13 protein-coding genes are annotated in these 15,675 nt (G+C 62.0%); all 13 read right to left on the reverse strand.

The features are described from left to right. Positions 1 to 253 precede the first annotated feature (253 nt). On the reverse strand, positions 254 to 1,990 hold the full coding sequence (locus tag LZK81_RS26740; RefSeq protein WP_233956963.1) for a M14 family zinc carboxypeptidase: 1,737 nt from the start codon (positions 1,988 to 1,990) through the stop codon (positions 254 to 256). Then, positions 1,987 to 2,832 carry an ABC transporter permease gene (locus LZK81_RS26745; protein WP_233956965.1) on the reverse strand — a complete coding sequence of 282 codons (846 nt, stop codon included), beginning with the start codon at positions 2,830 to 2,832 and terminating at the stop codon, positions 1,987 to 1,989. Before LZK81_RS26745 ends, LZK81_RS26740 begins: the two co-directional genes overlap by 4 nt. A 5-nt stretch (positions 2,833 to 2,837) precedes the next feature. Continuing rightward, positions 2,838 to 3,761 carry an ABC transporter permease gene (locus tag LZK81_RS26750; RefSeq protein ID WP_046604752.1) on the reverse strand — a complete coding sequence of 308 codons (924 nt, stop codon included), beginning with the start codon at positions 3,759 to 3,761 and terminating at the stop codon, positions 2,838 to 2,840. Between the two features lie 66 nt (positions 3,762 to 3,827). Further along, complete coding sequence (locus LZK81_RS26755; protein WP_233956967.1) at positions 3,828 to 5,363, reverse strand: ABC transporter substrate-binding protein; 1,536 nt, start codon at positions 5,361 to 5,363, stop codon at positions 3,828 to 3,830. A 37-nt stretch (positions 5,364 to 5,400) separates the two neighbouring features. After that, a complete protein-coding gene (locus tag LZK81_RS26760) occupies positions 5,401 to 7,233 on the reverse strand; it encodes a dipeptide ABC transporter ATP-binding protein (protein WP_233956969.1) in 1,833 nt (610 codons plus the stop codon). A 324-nt stretch (positions 7,234 to 7,557) separates the two neighbouring features. Next, a complete protein-coding gene (locus LZK81_RS26765) occupies positions 7,558 to 8,316 on the reverse strand; it encodes an ABC transporter ATP-binding protein (RefSeq protein WP_233956971.1) in 759 nt (252 codons plus the stop codon). Continuing rightward, entirely contained in the window at positions 8,313 to 9,254 is a 942-nt protein-coding gene (locus tag LZK81_RS26770; RefSeq protein WP_233957833.1) for an iron chelate uptake ABC transporter family permease subunit, read from the reverse strand. The genes LZK81_RS26765 and LZK81_RS26770 overlap by 4 nt, the downstream gene beginning before the upstream one ends. 10 nt (positions 9,255 to 9,264) lie before the next feature. Then, entirely contained in the window at positions 9,265 to 10,242 is a 978-nt protein-coding gene (locus tag LZK81_RS26775) for an ABC transporter permease (RefSeq protein ID WP_233956972.1), read from the reverse strand. Continuing rightward, entirely contained in the window at positions 10,239 to 11,138 is a 900-nt protein-coding gene (locus LZK81_RS26780; RefSeq protein ID WP_233956974.1) for a siderophore ABC transporter substrate-binding protein, read from the reverse strand. The genes LZK81_RS26775 and LZK81_RS26780 overlap by 4 nt, the downstream gene beginning before the upstream one ends. A 43-nt stretch (positions 11,139 to 11,181) precedes the next feature. Beyond that, complete coding sequence (locus tag LZK81_RS26785; protein WP_233956975.1) at positions 11,182 to 11,481, reverse strand: DUF2218 domain-containing protein; 300 nt, start codon at positions 11,479 to 11,481, stop codon at positions 11,182 to 11,184. 107 nt (positions 11,482 to 11,588) lie between these two features. After that, positions 11,589 to 13,802: a TonB-dependent receptor gene (locus tag LZK81_RS26790; RefSeq protein WP_233956977.1), complete on the reverse strand. Its 2,214-nt coding sequence runs from the start codon at positions 13,800 to 13,802 to the stop codon at positions 11,589 to 11,591. Positions 13,803 to 13,999: 197 nt separating this feature from the next. Continuing rightward, the gene (locus LZK81_RS26795; RefSeq protein WP_233956978.1) at positions 14,000 to 14,974 is read right to left on the reverse strand and encodes a FecR family protein; all 975 of its coding nucleotides are present in this window, start codon (positions 14,972 to 14,974) and stop codon (positions 14,000 to 14,002) included. A gap of 100 nt (positions 14,975 to 15,074) precedes the next feature. Further along, positions 15,075 to 15,590 carry a sigma-70 family RNA polymerase sigma factor gene (locus tag LZK81_RS26800; RefSeq protein ID WP_046604744.1) on the reverse strand — a complete coding sequence of 172 codons (516 nt, stop codon included), beginning with the start codon at positions 15,588 to 15,590 and terminating at the stop codon, positions 15,075 to 15,077. Between the last annotated feature and the right edge of the window lie 85 nt (positions 15,591 to 15,675).

Here is a 15,675-nt window from a genome sequence, read left to right on the forward strand (position 1 = left end):
CGATCGTCCACCAGCCACCATCCGTCATTGCGGAGGCGATCTGGCAGTGTGGAGGGAGTGATGCGGGGCGGGGTGCTGCTCTTGTTCATGACAAGAGAATGCGGGACCGGATTGCAGAATCTGTGCAGGCGGCAAGGAGTAATTCAGGAGACTGGCGAGGCCGCGGTCCGCGCTTTCGAAGCGCGGCCATCCAGCGAAGAAGCATGGTTCATCGCTGGATGGATTTCATCCGAAATCAGGTAACACCGAGGGGTCAGACTGCTGGTCCCGGGGCCTGCGACGGTTCCTCGATCGCCTGGATCGCATCATAGGCGGAAAGCACGGTCTCCATCTGCGCCGTGTGGCCCTGAATGAAGGCCGGGCCGTAGATGGTTTCGTCCGGATATTCGGTGATCAGCGTCAGCGGAACCGTATGGCGGTCGTCGATCGAGATCAGGCATGGGAAACCGTTGATGATGCGGAAGCCGGTTTCCCCGGCATGGGTTTCAAAAAGCTTGATCTGGGTGGCGTTATAGGCGACGAGGCCCGGAATGGCGGCGAGGTGGCGGCTGACGCGGTCGACCAGGATTTCCGCCTGCACCGTCCATTCGGCGTGATGCCGCATGATGAGGAAAAACCCCTTCGGTACCGTCCACATCGCAAACGTACGCGGCACGTAGCCGGAAAGCGGTCGCGTCCATTCATGGGAAGGATAGCCGTGCAGGTTGACGTGCAGCTTCGCACCGCTCAGCCTTTCCGCTTCAAGGCGGATCGCCTTTTCGAACAGTTCCTTGCCCGAGCGGTATTCGAGATCGTCGCCGAGCGCGGTGTAGCGCGCCGCATGGTGCATGTGCAGCGGGTTGTCAGTGCGAAGCCGCCAGTGTACCTGATAACCGTCCGGATTTTCGAGCGGCGATATGACGAAATGCGCGTTCGGTCTTGAACTCAGCGTCTGAGCGGCACGCAACGCGCCGACGATGCCGGTCGTCTCGTTGGCATGCTGGCCGCCGCTGATGATGACGGGTTTGTCGCCGCCGGCGTGATAGCGGGCTTCCACGGCGCGGCCGGTCCGCGAACGGGCTTCGAAGGCGACGCCCTTTATCGCTGCGAGTTCCTGCCGGATCTGCGCCACCGGGACCGGCGACATGGCCGAGCCGAGCTGCTGCAGTTCTGCACTAGCTTCGAAGGTCCAGAGCGGTCGCGTTTCGATGCGGACGGAGATGGTGTCTCCCTCGCGGATTTCCGGGATGATCTGGCCGGGCTGCAGGCCACGGTCGCCGATCGGCCGGCCGGATTTCTTCTGGAAGACTTCCAGAAGCGAGAAATAGAAATCCTCGTGCAGCGCCTCGCGCAGGCTGACGACCTCCTCACCGACGGCCAAGCGCCGGTCTTGGGCCGGTAGGGTGACGGCGATATTGAGTTCGTCGAAATAAGGCTCCTTCGTCCCCCAGTCATGGGCCGCGATGGCTTCCATGGCCGAGGAGAACAGCAGTTCGTAGTCGGTCTCCAGCCGTTCGCCGGTCCCGCCGTCGAGGCATAGCCAACCGGTCGGCGACAGCAGCGTTTCGCCGATGAAATCCGTGTGGAGCCGGTTCGGCGCGAAGACCTTATGGGTTCCGATGTTGCCATCCCTTGCGGTCAGCGTCACCACGTAAAATGCATCTTCGGCCCCAGCTTCGAAGGTCAGCCGTGCCGCCCCGACAAGACCGGCGAGCGGATAGGCTTCGAGCAGGAAACGGTTTTTCGGGCAAGCACGATGAACGGGGTAGACGATATGCAGAGCCGAAAGGTTCTCGAGATCGACCTCTTCGAGAAAGAAATGCAGCAACGGCTTGTAGGCGCTACGGAACTTCGCCTCGACGCCTGCGGCGGCAAGTGTCGCCTCGGCTTTGCTGCGGCTCTTTTCGTCGTCGAACACCCAGGCTTCGACCTTCGCGCTCTTGGCGTCGGCAAAGCGCGCGACGAGGGTGTCGAGCGTGCGCTCGACCTGCTGTTCGTGGATCAGTGTCATGCGGAGGTTCTGCCTGTGGGATCGAGACTGTCGCGCAGCCAGTCGCCGAGGAGGTTGAGGCCAAGGACGGTGAGAAGGATGGCAAGACCCGGGAAGACGCTGACCCACCAGGCGGTCTGCAGATAAGTGCGGCCTTCGGCCAGCATGCCGCCCCAGCTCGGAATGGTCGGGTCGATGCCGAGGCCGAGGAAGGTGAGGCTCGATTCGAGCAGGATATTGGTGGCGACATTCAGCGTCATCAGCACGATGACCGGGCCGATGAGGTTGGGTAGCAGGTGCTGGACGATGATGCGCCAGTCCTTGACCCCGATGGCGCGCGCCGAAAGGATGAATTCGCGCTCGCGCAGCGTCAGCACCGAGCCGCGGACAAGGCGGGCATATTGCACCCATTGCGAGACGATCAGCAGGATGATGGTGTTCGCCAGCCCGCCGCCGACGATGGCGATGAAGGTGATTGCGAGCAGGATGAAGGGCATTGCCAGCTGGATATCGGCAAAGCGCATCACCAGCATGTCCCAGATGCCGCGGTAATAACCGGCGATCAGGCCCATCACGACGCCGATGGTGACGCCGCCGGCGACGGAGACGAAGCCGACCAGAAGCGAGATCTTGCCGCCGGCCATGACGCGGGCGAGCACGTCGCGCCCAAGCGGATCGGTGCCGAAGACATGCGCTGGCCTGACGAATGGCGGCACGAGGCGCGACATCAGGTCGATCTTTTCGGCGCCGCCGGGAAAGATTACACCGGAAAAGATGACCGCAGCCCCGATAATGCCTACCAGGAAGGCGCCAAGGACAAATTCGAGTTTCAGGAAATTCGAGGAAGCAGCGCGCGAAGCCATGGCTCTCACTCCGTCCGGATGCGGGGATCGACGAGGCCGTAGGCGATGTCAACCAGAAGGTTGATGCCGATGATCATCAGCGACAAAACGGTGATGACTGCCTGCAGTACCGGATAGTCACGGGCTCCGACGGCGTCGAAAGCGAGCGTTCCGAGGCCCGGCCAGTTGAATACCCGCTCGACGACGACGATGCCGCCGAGCAGGCCGCCGAACTGCAGCCCGAAAAACGTGATCAGCGGAATGGCGCAGTTGCGTAGCGCATGCTTGTAGAGCACCGTGTTTTCGCTGAGGCCCTTGGCGCGCGCGACCATGATATACTGCGAGCGCAGCGTCTCCAGCATGGTGGTGCGCACCAGGCGGACATTGGTCGCCGTCAGGATGATGCCCATGGTGACTGCCGGCAGGATGAAGCTTTCAAATCCGTCCATGCCGCTTGGCGGAAGCAGTGGCACGGCAATCGCGAAAAGCAGCACCAGCATGGTGGCCAGCCAGAAATTCGGAAACGACAGACCGACGAGCGACAGGATGCGGATCATCTGGTCGGCCCATTTGCCGCGTGCGGTGGCGGCCTTGATGCCGAGCGGAATGGAGATGACGATCGAGACGATCAGCGAGGTGAAGGCGAGCGCCAGTGTTGCGGGCAGCGCCTTGCCGATCAGCAGCGAAACCGATGTGCCACCGAGGAAGCTCTTGCCGAAATCAAGCGTGAAGATGCCCTTGAGGAAATTGAAGTACTGGACGAAGAACGGTTCGTTAAGCCCGAGCCCCTCGCGGATTTTCACGAGATCGGCCTCGGTGACGCTGCCGGCGCCCTGCGTCAGCATCAGCGCCGGGTCACCGGTGAGGCGGATCGCGAAAGCGACCGTCAGCGTCACGGCAATCACGACGAAAATCGCCTGAGCCAGGCGTTTAATCAGGAATGCGGCCAAATCTCTCGTTCCCTTATTTTTGTCGGAGCCGCCGCCTCCGTTTGAAAGGCGGCGGCTCGCGAAGTCTTAATCGACAGTGACGTCGGTGAACTTCAGACGGCTATCCGGCACGGGCGTAAAATTCTTCACGCGCTTGTTGATGCCGAAGATGGCGTTGAGGTTGTAGAGCGGCATCTCGAGCGCCCGGTCGGCGGCGTAATGGGCGATTTCCTGCAGAACCTTCTCGCGCTCGGCGACATTGGTGATGGTGCGCTGCTTGGCGAGCAGGTCGTCCATCTTCGGGTCGCTGTCGTAGGGGTTCCACTTTTCCTTGGTCTTGTACATGGCGACCGCGGTGTTGTCGTAGTCGAGCGTCCAGCCGCCCCAGGACTGCTGGAACATCGCGCCCGTCTTGCCGTTCGGGATGATGTCGTTCAGCAGGACGTTGGTTTCATAGGGCTTGATCGTCGCGGTGATGCCGATCACCTGCAGATAGGCGGAGATCGCCTGGGCGACTTCGATGAAGGTCGCCTCGTTGCCGCGAAGGTCGATCTGCAGGGCCGTGCCCGGAGCGACGCCGGCTTCCTTGAGGAGAGCCTGTGCCTTGGCCGGATCGTAGGGAAGCGGCTTCATGGCCTTGTCGAAGCCGAAGGACAGCGGTCCCTGGAAGCTGGCGATCGGCTGTGCCTGGCCGCCGAGGATCGACTTGATGATCGCATCGCGGTCGACGCCCATGATCAGCGCCTGACGGACCTTCGGGTCCTTGGTGATGCCGTCGCGCGTGTTGAAGCGCAGCGCATAGACCGTCGGGCCGGGGGAGGTGACCACGGCAAGCTTGGCATTGCCCTGGATCGTCGGGATCATGCCGATCGGAATGGTCGGCGGGATGACCAGATCGACACGGCCGGCCTGGAGTTCGGCAACCGCTGTCGCCGGCTCGGAAATGAACTTGTATTCCAGTTCCGAAATTTTTGGCGCGCCGCCGAAGTAGTCAGGGTTAGCGGCGAGAACGATGTTCACTTTTGGCTCGTAGGAGACGAACTTGAAGGCGCCGGTGCCGACAGGATGGGCGTTGAAATAGGCGTCGCCCTTTTCAGCGATGTATTTCGGCGGAACGATCATCCCGCCGTAACCGGCGAACTTGGTGAGGATGACCGGATCGGCGACTTTCATCTTGAACTCGACGGTGTTGGCGTCGATGATCTCGACGCTGCCGATCGAGTTGTAGTTGGACTGTTGCGGACCCTTGGCGCCTTCGGCTCCGAGCAAGCGGTCGAAGGTGAACTTCACGGCTTCGGCGTCGAACGCCTCGCCGTTGTGGAATTTCACGCCTTCACGCAGCTTGAAGCGGATGCGCATGCCGTTGTCGAGCACGTCCCAGGAGGTCGCAAGACCCGGGACGAGCTTCAGGTCGGGGCCGCGATAGGTGAGGCCGTCAAAGATGTTGGTCGAGACCGAGGCCCAGTTGACCAGGAAAGTGTCGATCGGATCCCAGCTGCCCGGATCCTGTGGCGAAGACACCGTCAGCTTGCCGGCGGCGAGAGCCGAGACCGGCGCGAACGCCGTGCCTGCGAGCGCCATCGCCACGAATGCCGTCCGCAAACCCCTCTGCATTTTTATCATCGTTTTTGCTCCTGTTGAAAAACCGAATGTCAAATCGTCATGCACCGCGTGCCACGTAATGTCCTGGCGCGATCTCCTCCCGGGCAAGAAGCACCGGTTCGTTGCCGACCGCCCGGACGGGGCTCGGAATGTCGCCCTCGATCATCGCCAGCGGCTTGCGCCGGCGCGGATCGGCGACCGGCACGGCCGAAAGAAGCCGGCGCGTATAGTCGTGCGAAGGCGTTTCGAAGATCTGGCGGCGATTGCCGAATTCCATGATCTGGCCGAGATAGAGCACCGCCACCCGGTGACTCATCTTTTCGACCACGGCCATGTCATGACTGATGAAGAGATAGGCGAGGCCGCGCTCTTCCTGCAGGTCCATGAACAGGTTGATGATCTGTGCCTGGATCGACACGTCGAGTGCCGAAAGTGCCTCGTCGGCGATGATCAGCTTCGGCTTCGAGGCAAGTGCGCGGGCGATGCAGACGCGCTGGCGCTGGCCGCCGGAAAATTCGTGCGGGTAACGGCGGGCATGCACGGAGGTGAGGCCGACCCGTTCGAGCAGGGCATCGACGGTTTTTGCGATCTCCTTCTCGCTGTCGAGAAGGCCGTGGGTACGAATCGGTTCGGCGATCGAGAAGCCGACCGTCTTGCGCGGATCGAGCGAGGCGAACGGGTCCTGGAAGATATATTGCACGTCCCGGCGCAGATTGTGCCGCTCGGCCATGCTCATCGCCGACAGCGGCTTGCCCGAGAAGGTGATATTGCCGGCCGTTGCCTTTTGAAGCTGCTGGATGGTGCGGCCGATCGTCGACTTGCCCGATCCGGATTCGCCAACCAGCGCCAGCGTCTCGCCCGGATGGATGTCGAAAGAGACCTTTTCCACGGCATGGACGCGGTGAGTGACCTTGCCGAGCAGGCCCTTCTTGATGTCGAAGCGCACCACGAGATCGCGCACCGACAATAGCGGAGCGGCATCGTAGCGGGCGGTATTCTGGATGCGCTCGACGCCCGAAAGCTTCGGCTCGCCGTTTTCAAGGACGGTCAGCGGCAGGCGCTTGGGAAACTCTTCGCCGGTCATGCTGCCGAGCTTCGGCACCGCTGCGAGCAGCGTGCGTGTATAGGCATTGACGGGTTTTTCGAAGATATCGAGCGCCTTGCCCTTTTCGACTGCCTTGCCCTTCCACATCACCACCACGTCGTCCGCCATCTCGGCGACGACGCCCATGTCGTGGGTGATGAAGATGACGGCGGCGCCGAGTTCCTTCTGCAGGTCGCGCAGGATATTGAGGATCTGCGCCTGGATGGTGACATCGAGCGCCGTCGTCGGCTCGTCTGCGATCAACAGCCGCGGTCGGCAGGCGAGTGCCATGGCGATCATCACCCGCTGGCGCATGCCGCCGGAAAGCTGGTGCGGATAGCGGGTCAAGAGTTCCGCGGCATCGGGCAGGCGGACCATGTCGAGCAGTCGCTTCGCCTCGGCGAGTGCCGCGCTGTTCGACTTGCCCTCATGCAATTTCAGGATCTCGGCTACCTGATCGCCGATCGTGAAGACAGGGTTCAGCGAGGTCATCGGCTCCTGGAAGATCATCGAGATCTCCTTGCCGCGAATGCTGCGCATCCTCTTCTGGTCGAGTTTCAGGAGATCGATCTCGCCGCCTGCGGTCTGGAACAGGATGCGTCCGGTCGGATAGTTGGCACCGAGCATGTCTGCAAGCCGCATGATCGACAGCGACGTCACCGACTTGCCCGAACCGGACTCGCCGACGATGGCGACCGTCTGGCCGGCGGAGACGGAGAAACTCAGGTTCTCGATGACGCGGGAGGCGCCGAACTCGACCGACAGGTCATCCACGGCCAGAAGAGGGGTAGAGGCGGTTGGCGTCACGCGGGGAACTCCCTACCGATTGCGGCAGCGCAGGGCGCCTGATTGAAGGCATCGGCAGTGGGATCTACGAGATGCTCGCGACGTTTGGCGTGGCTGCTGCTGGCAGCCACCCCCATCGGTACCCGCTTGCTTTCCCGGCTCCGAATTTCTTTCGGTCTTTCCGTCAACTGCCCCATCCCTGCCTTGATAAGAATATGTCATCACTTTGTCGACAATTTGTCAACGGCGCAACGAGCTGATATTCTTCATGGTTGGATGGCGAAGGCTCAGATGGTCGTCTGCCCGGGCAGCTTTACTATTTCCGCCCCGTTGAAGGTCCTCAAGCTATCGGAAATGCAGGACAACCGGCGTGTCGTCGAACGTTTCCACCCGCATCTCGAAACCGAAGATGGCTTGCAGGGTTTTGGGCGTCAGCAAGTCGGAAGGCTTGCCGTCGGCGACAATTCGGCCGGATTTCATTGCGACGATCCGGTCGGCGTGAGCACCCGCCTGGTTGATGTCGTGCAGCACGATGACGATGGTCTTTCCGTTTTCGTCGGCGATCTTGCGGAGCGAACGCATCAGTTCCCGGGCGAAATACATGTCGAGATTGTTGAGCGGTTCGTCGAGCAGCAGATAGTCCGTCCCCTGGGCAAAGGCCATTGCCACCAGAGCCCGCTGCCGCTGGCCGCCGGAAAGGGTTTCGATGAAGCGGTCGGAAAGATCCGTCAGGTCGAACTGCTGCAGCGACTGGTCGATGATCGCGTAATCAGCGGGCGTCAGGCGTCCACGTCCATGCGGAAAACGGCCGAAGCCCACGAGTTCGCGCACGCGCAGCCGGCTGGTGACGATCGAATCCTGCCGCAGGATGGCGAGGATCCGGGCGAGATCGCGGCTCGGTGTCGTGTCGACGGGGAAACCGTCGATGCTAATCCTTCCGGCCTGCAACGGCTGCAGCCTGGCGATGAGCGACAGGAGCGAGGACTTGCCTGCGCCGTTCGGACCGACCAGAGCGGTGATGCCGCCCTTCGGGATCGTCAGCGAAATGTCGTGGAGGATCTGCGTCTGGCCGTGCCGCAGCGAGACGTCTTCTATCCGGATCATTTGCGGCTCCCGAAAACGAGCAGAACAAGAAAGGCGAAGCCGCCGACGAATTCGATGACGACGCCGAGTGTCGAACTGCTGCCCAGCGCATGCTGAAACAGCGCCTGCCCGCCGACGAGGATGATGACGGCCGTCAGCATGGCGGCTGGCATCAGAGCCGCGTGGCTGCGCGTATCGACGACGCGTTCGGCAAGCGCCACGACCAGGAGGCCGAAAAATGCGACAGGCCCCACCAGCGCCGTCGAAACGGCGACAAGCGCCGAGACGAGCAGCAGCAGCCCGGTAACGGTACGCGACCAGCTGATCCCTAGCCCGGTCGCCGTATCGGCGCCGAGTGCCATGACATCGAGCACATGCCGGGCCCTCCAGGCAATCACGATGCCGACGATTGTGAGGATGGCGGCAAAGGCGAGAAGGTCGGTGCGGACGTCGTTGAAGTTGGCGAAACTCGCGCCCTGGACGACGGCGAAATCATTGGGATCGATCAGGCGTGCCAGCAGGGAATGCAGGCTGCGGAACAGGATGCCGAAGATGATGCCGGCGAGCAGCATCAGACCCATGTCGGTGCGGCGGCGGAGCATCGGCAAGAGGAGGCCCGTTGCCAGTGCCATCAGTACGATAATCTCGCCGCCGAACTTGAGCTGCGCGTCGAGCGCCGCATAACCGAGGCCGCCGAGCAGGAAGACGAGCAGCATCTGGCCGAACAGGTAAAGCGCGTCGAGACCCATGATCGACGGTGTCAGGATACGGTTGTTGGTGACTGTCTGGAAGATCACCGTCGAGACGGCGATCGACACGCTCACCTGCAGAAGGGCGGCAAGCTTCATGGCGCGCAGGGCGAGCACGAAGCCGATATTGCCGCGCAGGCCGATCGTCATGAAGGCGACGATGCAGAGGAGGGCTGCTCCGGCAAGACAGAGAAGCCGGCGATCGGGCATGTGCCGGCGCTCAGACATGGGAAGGCCGCCGGAACAGAAGCCAAAGGAAGATCAGCCCGCCGACGCAACCCATCACCGTTCCAACCGGAATTTCGTAAGGATGGCGGATCAACCGCCCGAGGATGTCGCAGCCGAGCACCAGGATCGCGCCGCTGGCGGCCACGAAAGGTAGCGTGCCGCGAATATTGTCGCCCATCAGTCGGGAGACGATGTTCGGCACCACGAGGCCGACAAAGGGGATCATGCCGACAACCACGACGCTCAAGGCCGAAATGACGGAGACGATGACCAGCCCGAGCTGCAGCATGCGCGCATAATCAAGGCCGAGCCCGATGCTGGCATCGCGGCCGAGTGCCATGATCGTCAGCCGGTCGGCGACGATCCAGGCGATCACCACCATCAGTGCCCCGAGCCATAGCAGTTCGTAACGGCCGCGCAGGACGCCGGAAAAGTCGCCATTGGTCCAGACCGAGAGATATTGCAGAAGGTCGGCCTGCCAGGCGACGAAGGTGACTGCCGCGCCGATGACGCCGCCATAGACGAGCCCGAAGAGCGGCACGAGGAAGGGCTGCGTCGGCGGAAGCCGGTGCGCGGTCATCAGGAAGAGCGTGGTTCCGAGAAGAGCGGCGGCACTCGCCGCCAGGCTTTTGAACAGAAGGCTGGCGGAGGGAAGGAGCAGGGTGACGAGCAGGATCCCAAGTTCGGCACTTTGCGCCGTTCCGGCGGTTGCGGGCTCCACATAGCGGTTGCGGGCAAGCGTCTGCATGATGAGCCCGGCGATCGCCAGGCCGGCGCCGGTAAGGATCGCCGCGAGTGTCCGGGGCAGGCGGCTGACGAGCAGGAGTTCCAGCACCCGCCCGTCCGAGAACAGCCGGATGATCGGCATGTCGCCGACCCCGACACAAAGGCTGAAAACAAAAAGGACCGCAAGCATCAGGCCGGCGATCCACCCCGTTTTCGACGATTGCTTGGCGGCGGCAATGCTCATCTGGCGGCGGTGAACGCCTCAGCGATGGTCGCGACGACCCGCTGTATCGACTGCACCCCGCCGGCGGCGATGTAGAATTCTGCGGCCGGCAAATAGATCACCTGGTTCTTCTTCCAGGCTGTCGTCTCGGCGACCAGTTCATTGTCGAGCGTCGTCTTGGCGCCCTGTTCGCCGGAACCGATCGCGGCGGCGCGGTCGAGCACCAGAAGCCAGTCGGGATTTGCCTTGGCGATGAACTCGAAGGAGATCGCTTCGCCGTGATTGGCGGCTTCGATGTCGGGCACTGCCGCCGGCAGGTTTAGCGCGGCATGCACCCAGCCGAAGCGCGAGCCGGGACCATAGGCGGTGACTTTCGGCCCGTTGGTCATGATGATCAGGCCGTTACCCTTGCCGGCAATCGCTGCCTTGGCGGCTTTTATCCGGGCATCCAGTTCCTCCACGGCGGAAGCGGCCTCGGCCGTCTTGCCGAAGAGCACGCCATAGGCAGCCAACCGTTCCTTGGCCTGGGCAACGAGGTCGTCGCCATCCATGGTCATGTCGATAGTCTGCACAACCTGCGCGGTCGCCGAAGCCTTTGTCGAGGAGCGGCCGCCGACGATGATCAGGTCCGGACCGAGCGCGCTGAGAGCCTCGAGATCGGGCTCGAAAAGATCGCCGACGATTTCCGCGCCCTGTTTCAGAGGCTCCAGTTGCGGGAGGTATAGCTTCTGCGGAACGCCGGCTGGCTTGATGCCGAGGCGATCGAGCGTATCGAGCGCCGCGATATCCAGGACCGCGATTTTGGTGGGTGAGACGGCAATCTGCACCAGGCCCTTGGCAGTCAGGATATCCACCGCGTGCGCGGGGAGGGCTGAAAAAGCAAAAGCGGCAAAAGCCGCGATCGTCCTCAAGTTCATTCTCTCACCATGTCTTGACCTGGGCCGAATGCTGGATCTGGCCTCAGGCGGCCCGATCCGGTCTCTGCCATTGCAGGGCTTCCAGATTTTCACGGAAGGCGAAGCGCACGAGATGCCTCTCGATCACCGATTCCGTTTCCGTCAGCTGTTCCTCGTCGGCTGCCGTCGCGAGGATCCTGAGGCCGCCGTCATCCGCATCGAGAATGGCGGTGCCGCAGGCAAAGCGGCACTCCCCATGGGTCTCGGAATAGGAGACGTCGATCCTGTGCGCGAAATGTTTGCACAACTGGACGAGGTATTTTCCGCCGTGCTCCGTGCTCCATTCCGTAGTCGCCTGTAACAAAGCTCTCTCCTTAAGATGAATGTTGTTCTCCACTTATCTCACCCATACTTCCGCGGCAACCGGGAACGCGGTTGCCGCACGGTCATGTGAACGCATGATCATGTTCTTCAGAACGTCGCCTTGGCGGTCAGAAGGAAGCTGCGGCCCGGTTCGTAGAGGGGGGTCACGTTGCCAAATTCTTGACCATAGGTGGCACGGTCGGAATAGGTCTTGTCGAGCAGGTTCTGCACCTCGGCACGGAATGTGAAGTTGGGCAGAGCTTCCGGTTTCCATTCGGCAAAGATATTGACCACCTCATAGGCCCTGAAGGGCGGAGAGCCCGATGCAATATGATCGTATTCCGGAGCGATCTCGATGTCGCCGCCGATTATCAGCCCCCAGTCCGAGAATGTGTGTGCGGCGGTGACCGTGATGATGTCACCCACAGGCGTTGCGAGGTAGTTCCCCGTTTCGGAATCCGCCGGTCGGCCGTTGATATCGACGTCGATATGGGCGTATTTCACCTTAACATAACCGCTCGACCACTCATAACCGGCACCGATCTCGAAACCTTTGGATTTCAGATCGTGATTGAGGAGCGCTCCGGCGGCAGCCGGACTGTAGCGCGCAACACGGGCATCGTTGATATCTGTGCGGAACAGGTTGGCTTCGGCGGTGAAACCTTCATATTCGGCTTCGAGCCCGATCATGTAATTGTCCGCCGTGACTACTTCCGGGCCATCGGGGCCGTAGCTCCAGACCGGATTGATGTTGAAGGTCTCCGCCATCGGAACGCCGGCCCAAACATGCGAGAAGCCGGCTTTGGCGGTCAGGAAATCAGTGAGATCGTATTCGCCTGAAATGTTGGCGCTCAAGCCGCTATTGTCGAATTGCGAGCCGTTGACGCCTGTGAACCATTGATGATCACCACGGGCGCCGAAGGAAAGCCGGGTTCTTTCCCAAGGCTCAAGCCGTGCCTGCGCATAAATTCCGATATTGCTCGCCTTTTCCCTTCCGGAATCCGTAGACGCTTCAAGCTCCGTCCGGTCGTTATAGAAGTCCACGCCGGCGGTAATGCTGCCGATCTCGAAAGAGAACTTGTTCTCGAACTTGCCGTTGAAACTCGTGGTCTCGCCGATCGCGGTATAGAGGAGGCCCGGAGAACCATAAACCGGTACGCTGACCTCCGTTCCGCTATATGCCAGCATGATAGTCGGGTCCCACCAGCCTTCCGGGCTGGTATCCGTGTAGGTGAGGACTGTATTTTGCCGTTCGAGACGATAGTCGCGAATGCGCGGCTCCCAGAGCCGGCCCGTATCGACGAAGCCGGCATTCGCACGGAATGGACGGGGCGCATCGTCGACCACACGGTCGTGGCTGATCTCGATGCGGTCGCCGCTCTCGAACTCATAGGCAAGCTTGCCAAGGCCACTAATGATATCTGTGCTTGTCCCGGAAACCTCGCTTCCGGCGCCGCCGACAAAATCATCACCCTTGCCGAAGGTCAGGTAGCCGAGGAACTCGAAGCCCTCATGCTTGCCGTAAGCGGAAAGCCCAGTCGTCACCGTATCGCTGTTGAAGTTGTAGGTCGATGTGACGAAGCCGCCGAAGGATTTGCCCGGCGCCAGAAGATCGATCGCATCCTTGGTCTCGTAGTTGATCGAGCCGGCGAGCGCGCCGGGACCGGCGTCAGCCGGCGCGATGCCTGCGTCCACGTCCACTGCCTTCAGGAGGCTCGGGTCGATCAGGTTGGTCGCGTTGTGATGGAAGACCTTGTTGTTCTGGCGCGCGCCGTCGATGCTGATGGCGAGATTGGTTTCCTCGACTCCATGGACATAGACCTTCTGCGACATGGGAAGCGAGCTGCCCACCTGTATGCCGGCCTGTTCCCGGAACACGTCCGCGAGGTCGGTCGGGTTGATGCGCTCGAGCTGCTCGGGTCCGATGACCGTTTCGCCGACATCGCCTTCGGCACCCGGCTGGCCCTGCAGGACGATCGGCCTCAGCGTCGTGGCTCCTTCGGCGGGCACATCGCCGGAAGCATTTGCGGGGGTGCCGATGACGGCCGTGCCGTTGGCGATCCTGTAGTTCACGCCCGTCCCTGCGAGCATGCGGGCGAGCGCCTGGTCCGGCGTGAGATTGCCGCTGACGGCCTGCGCGGCGACGCCGCGGGAGGTCGAGGCAGCCAGCGTCACCTGAAGGCCGGACTGGCGGCCGAAGGCATTGAGAGCCGAAGCAAGCGGCTGAGCCGGGATATCGAAGCTGCGCGTCGCCGTCTGGGCGAGGGCGGGGGACGCGAAGATCGCGCTTCCGCCAATCGCGGCGGCTGCGACCGTTGTCATCAAACTGACTGCAAAAGCGTTCCGCTTGCCCTTCGCCCCCACGCCGCGCACTACTCCACTCACCGGCAAAATCATCTGCCCCGTCTCCTGCTACACTGTGTTCGCCAAGGCCCCCCGGCCTGCGCTTCAGGGTAAAGACGACTGCGCCCGGCGCTTTTTTCACCGCATCGCAAAAATTTTCAGGAAATTTTAACGGCCTAGAAAAGCGCAAGCACCCTGAGATAGGGCGAGATGTGATGCACCCTGCCGCCATAGGGCTGGACCAGCGCTTCGAGCGCCCGATCGGGATCGGAGAGATCGTAGAGGCCGGTGACGCGCCGATTGGCGAGATCGCCGCTCGGGATGCTGATCCACGCGGAATGATAGCGCTGTAGTTCCTCGACGACCGAGGCGACGGTCACGTCGTTGACGAACAGCCGCCCGTTCCGCCAGGCCGCCATGTCTTCCGGCGCCAGTCTTGCCCGCGACACCTGGCCATCTGTGCGGCTGACGGTCACGGAATCGCCGGGAGAAAGCTCGAAAGTGCGCGCCGCGCCGTCGACCGTGAGGCCGACCACCCCGCGAACCAGTTCCACCGTGGTATTTTCGGGCCTGATATGGACGTCGAACGCGGTGCCGAGCACGGTGACCTTCACGCCGGCTGCGGTGACGGTAAAGGGCCGCGCCGGATCATGTTTGACGTCGAAGAAGGCTTCGCCGGAAAGCAGCGTCACATGCCGTGCGCCGTTGGCGAAATCCGCATCGATCGCGCTTTCGGCGCCGAGTTCGACCGCGCTGCCGTCCTCGAGCGTGATCTTGCGCAGCTCGGCCGTTGCCGTCGTGAAATCTGCCCGGTAGCGAATGAAGAGGGAGGGGCCGGCCAACGCCAGCACAAGACAGGCCGCCAGCGCCAGCGCCGCGCCCGCACCCCAGACGCGCCGTCGGTGGCGAGCGGCAAGCATTTTCGCTTGGCCGGCCGGTCGCCAGAGGTCCTCGTGGATGGGCGTCGTCTCGCCCATCAGCTCCCAGGTCTTGCAGGCTTTCGTCCAGGCATCACGATTTGCAGGCGACCGGTTGAACCAGAGGCTGAAATCACGCTCGTCGGCGGCTGTACGATGTGGTTCGCGCAGGCGCAGGAACCAGTCCATCGCCTCCTCCAGAATGCTTTCGTCCGTTTTGTCGTGCCCTGCCAAGTCTCAACCTGCTTCGGATGTCTTGCGATCTCTATCCGAAATTCCCCTTCTTGCGTAGGAACGATTGGCTGGTCCGGATTTTTCGCATGTGTAGAAATATTCAGGCGTTTTTTCTATCGAGCGCGGTGGCGATCTTGACCATGGCGGTCCGCACGTGGCGGTGGGCGGTGGCGACGGAGATGCCCAGGTGGTCGGCTACGCCTTCGAGCGTATGGCCACCGAACCGGTACATTTCCACGGCAATCCGGATCTCGCTTGGAAGCGCATCGAGTGCTGCTGCCGCAACGCGCACCTCGTCGCCGAACATCACCGTCTGTTCCGGATTGTCGGCGGCTTGTGGAATGGTCCAGAAGGGCGGGTCTTCGGCATGGCCACGATACTCGATCTTGCGGCGCTTCAGGACGTCGAAGGAGAGATTGCGGACGATGCGATAGAGATAGGCAAGCCCCTGGCGCGCCGATTCGCCGGTCGTCTTCCCCGGCGCGAAACGCAGATAGGCTTCCTGCACGATATCCTCGGCCGCCTCACGGGAGCCCAGGATCCGGGCGGCATAGTCGACCAGCGCCGAGCGGTGGGCGAGATAGAGGCTGTGACGACTTTCAGCTTCCAAGGTCATGGGGTCAGAGTATCTGAGCTCGTCTAATATGCTGACCCGCGCTCGCCACGATATGCAACGGATGGGTCGATGATATGAATGACAC

Source organism: Neorhizobium galegae (assembly GCF_021391675.1).
Classification (GTDB): Bacteria; Pseudomonadota; Alphaproteobacteria; order Rhizobiales; family Rhizobiaceae; genus Neorhizobium; species Neorhizobium galegae_B.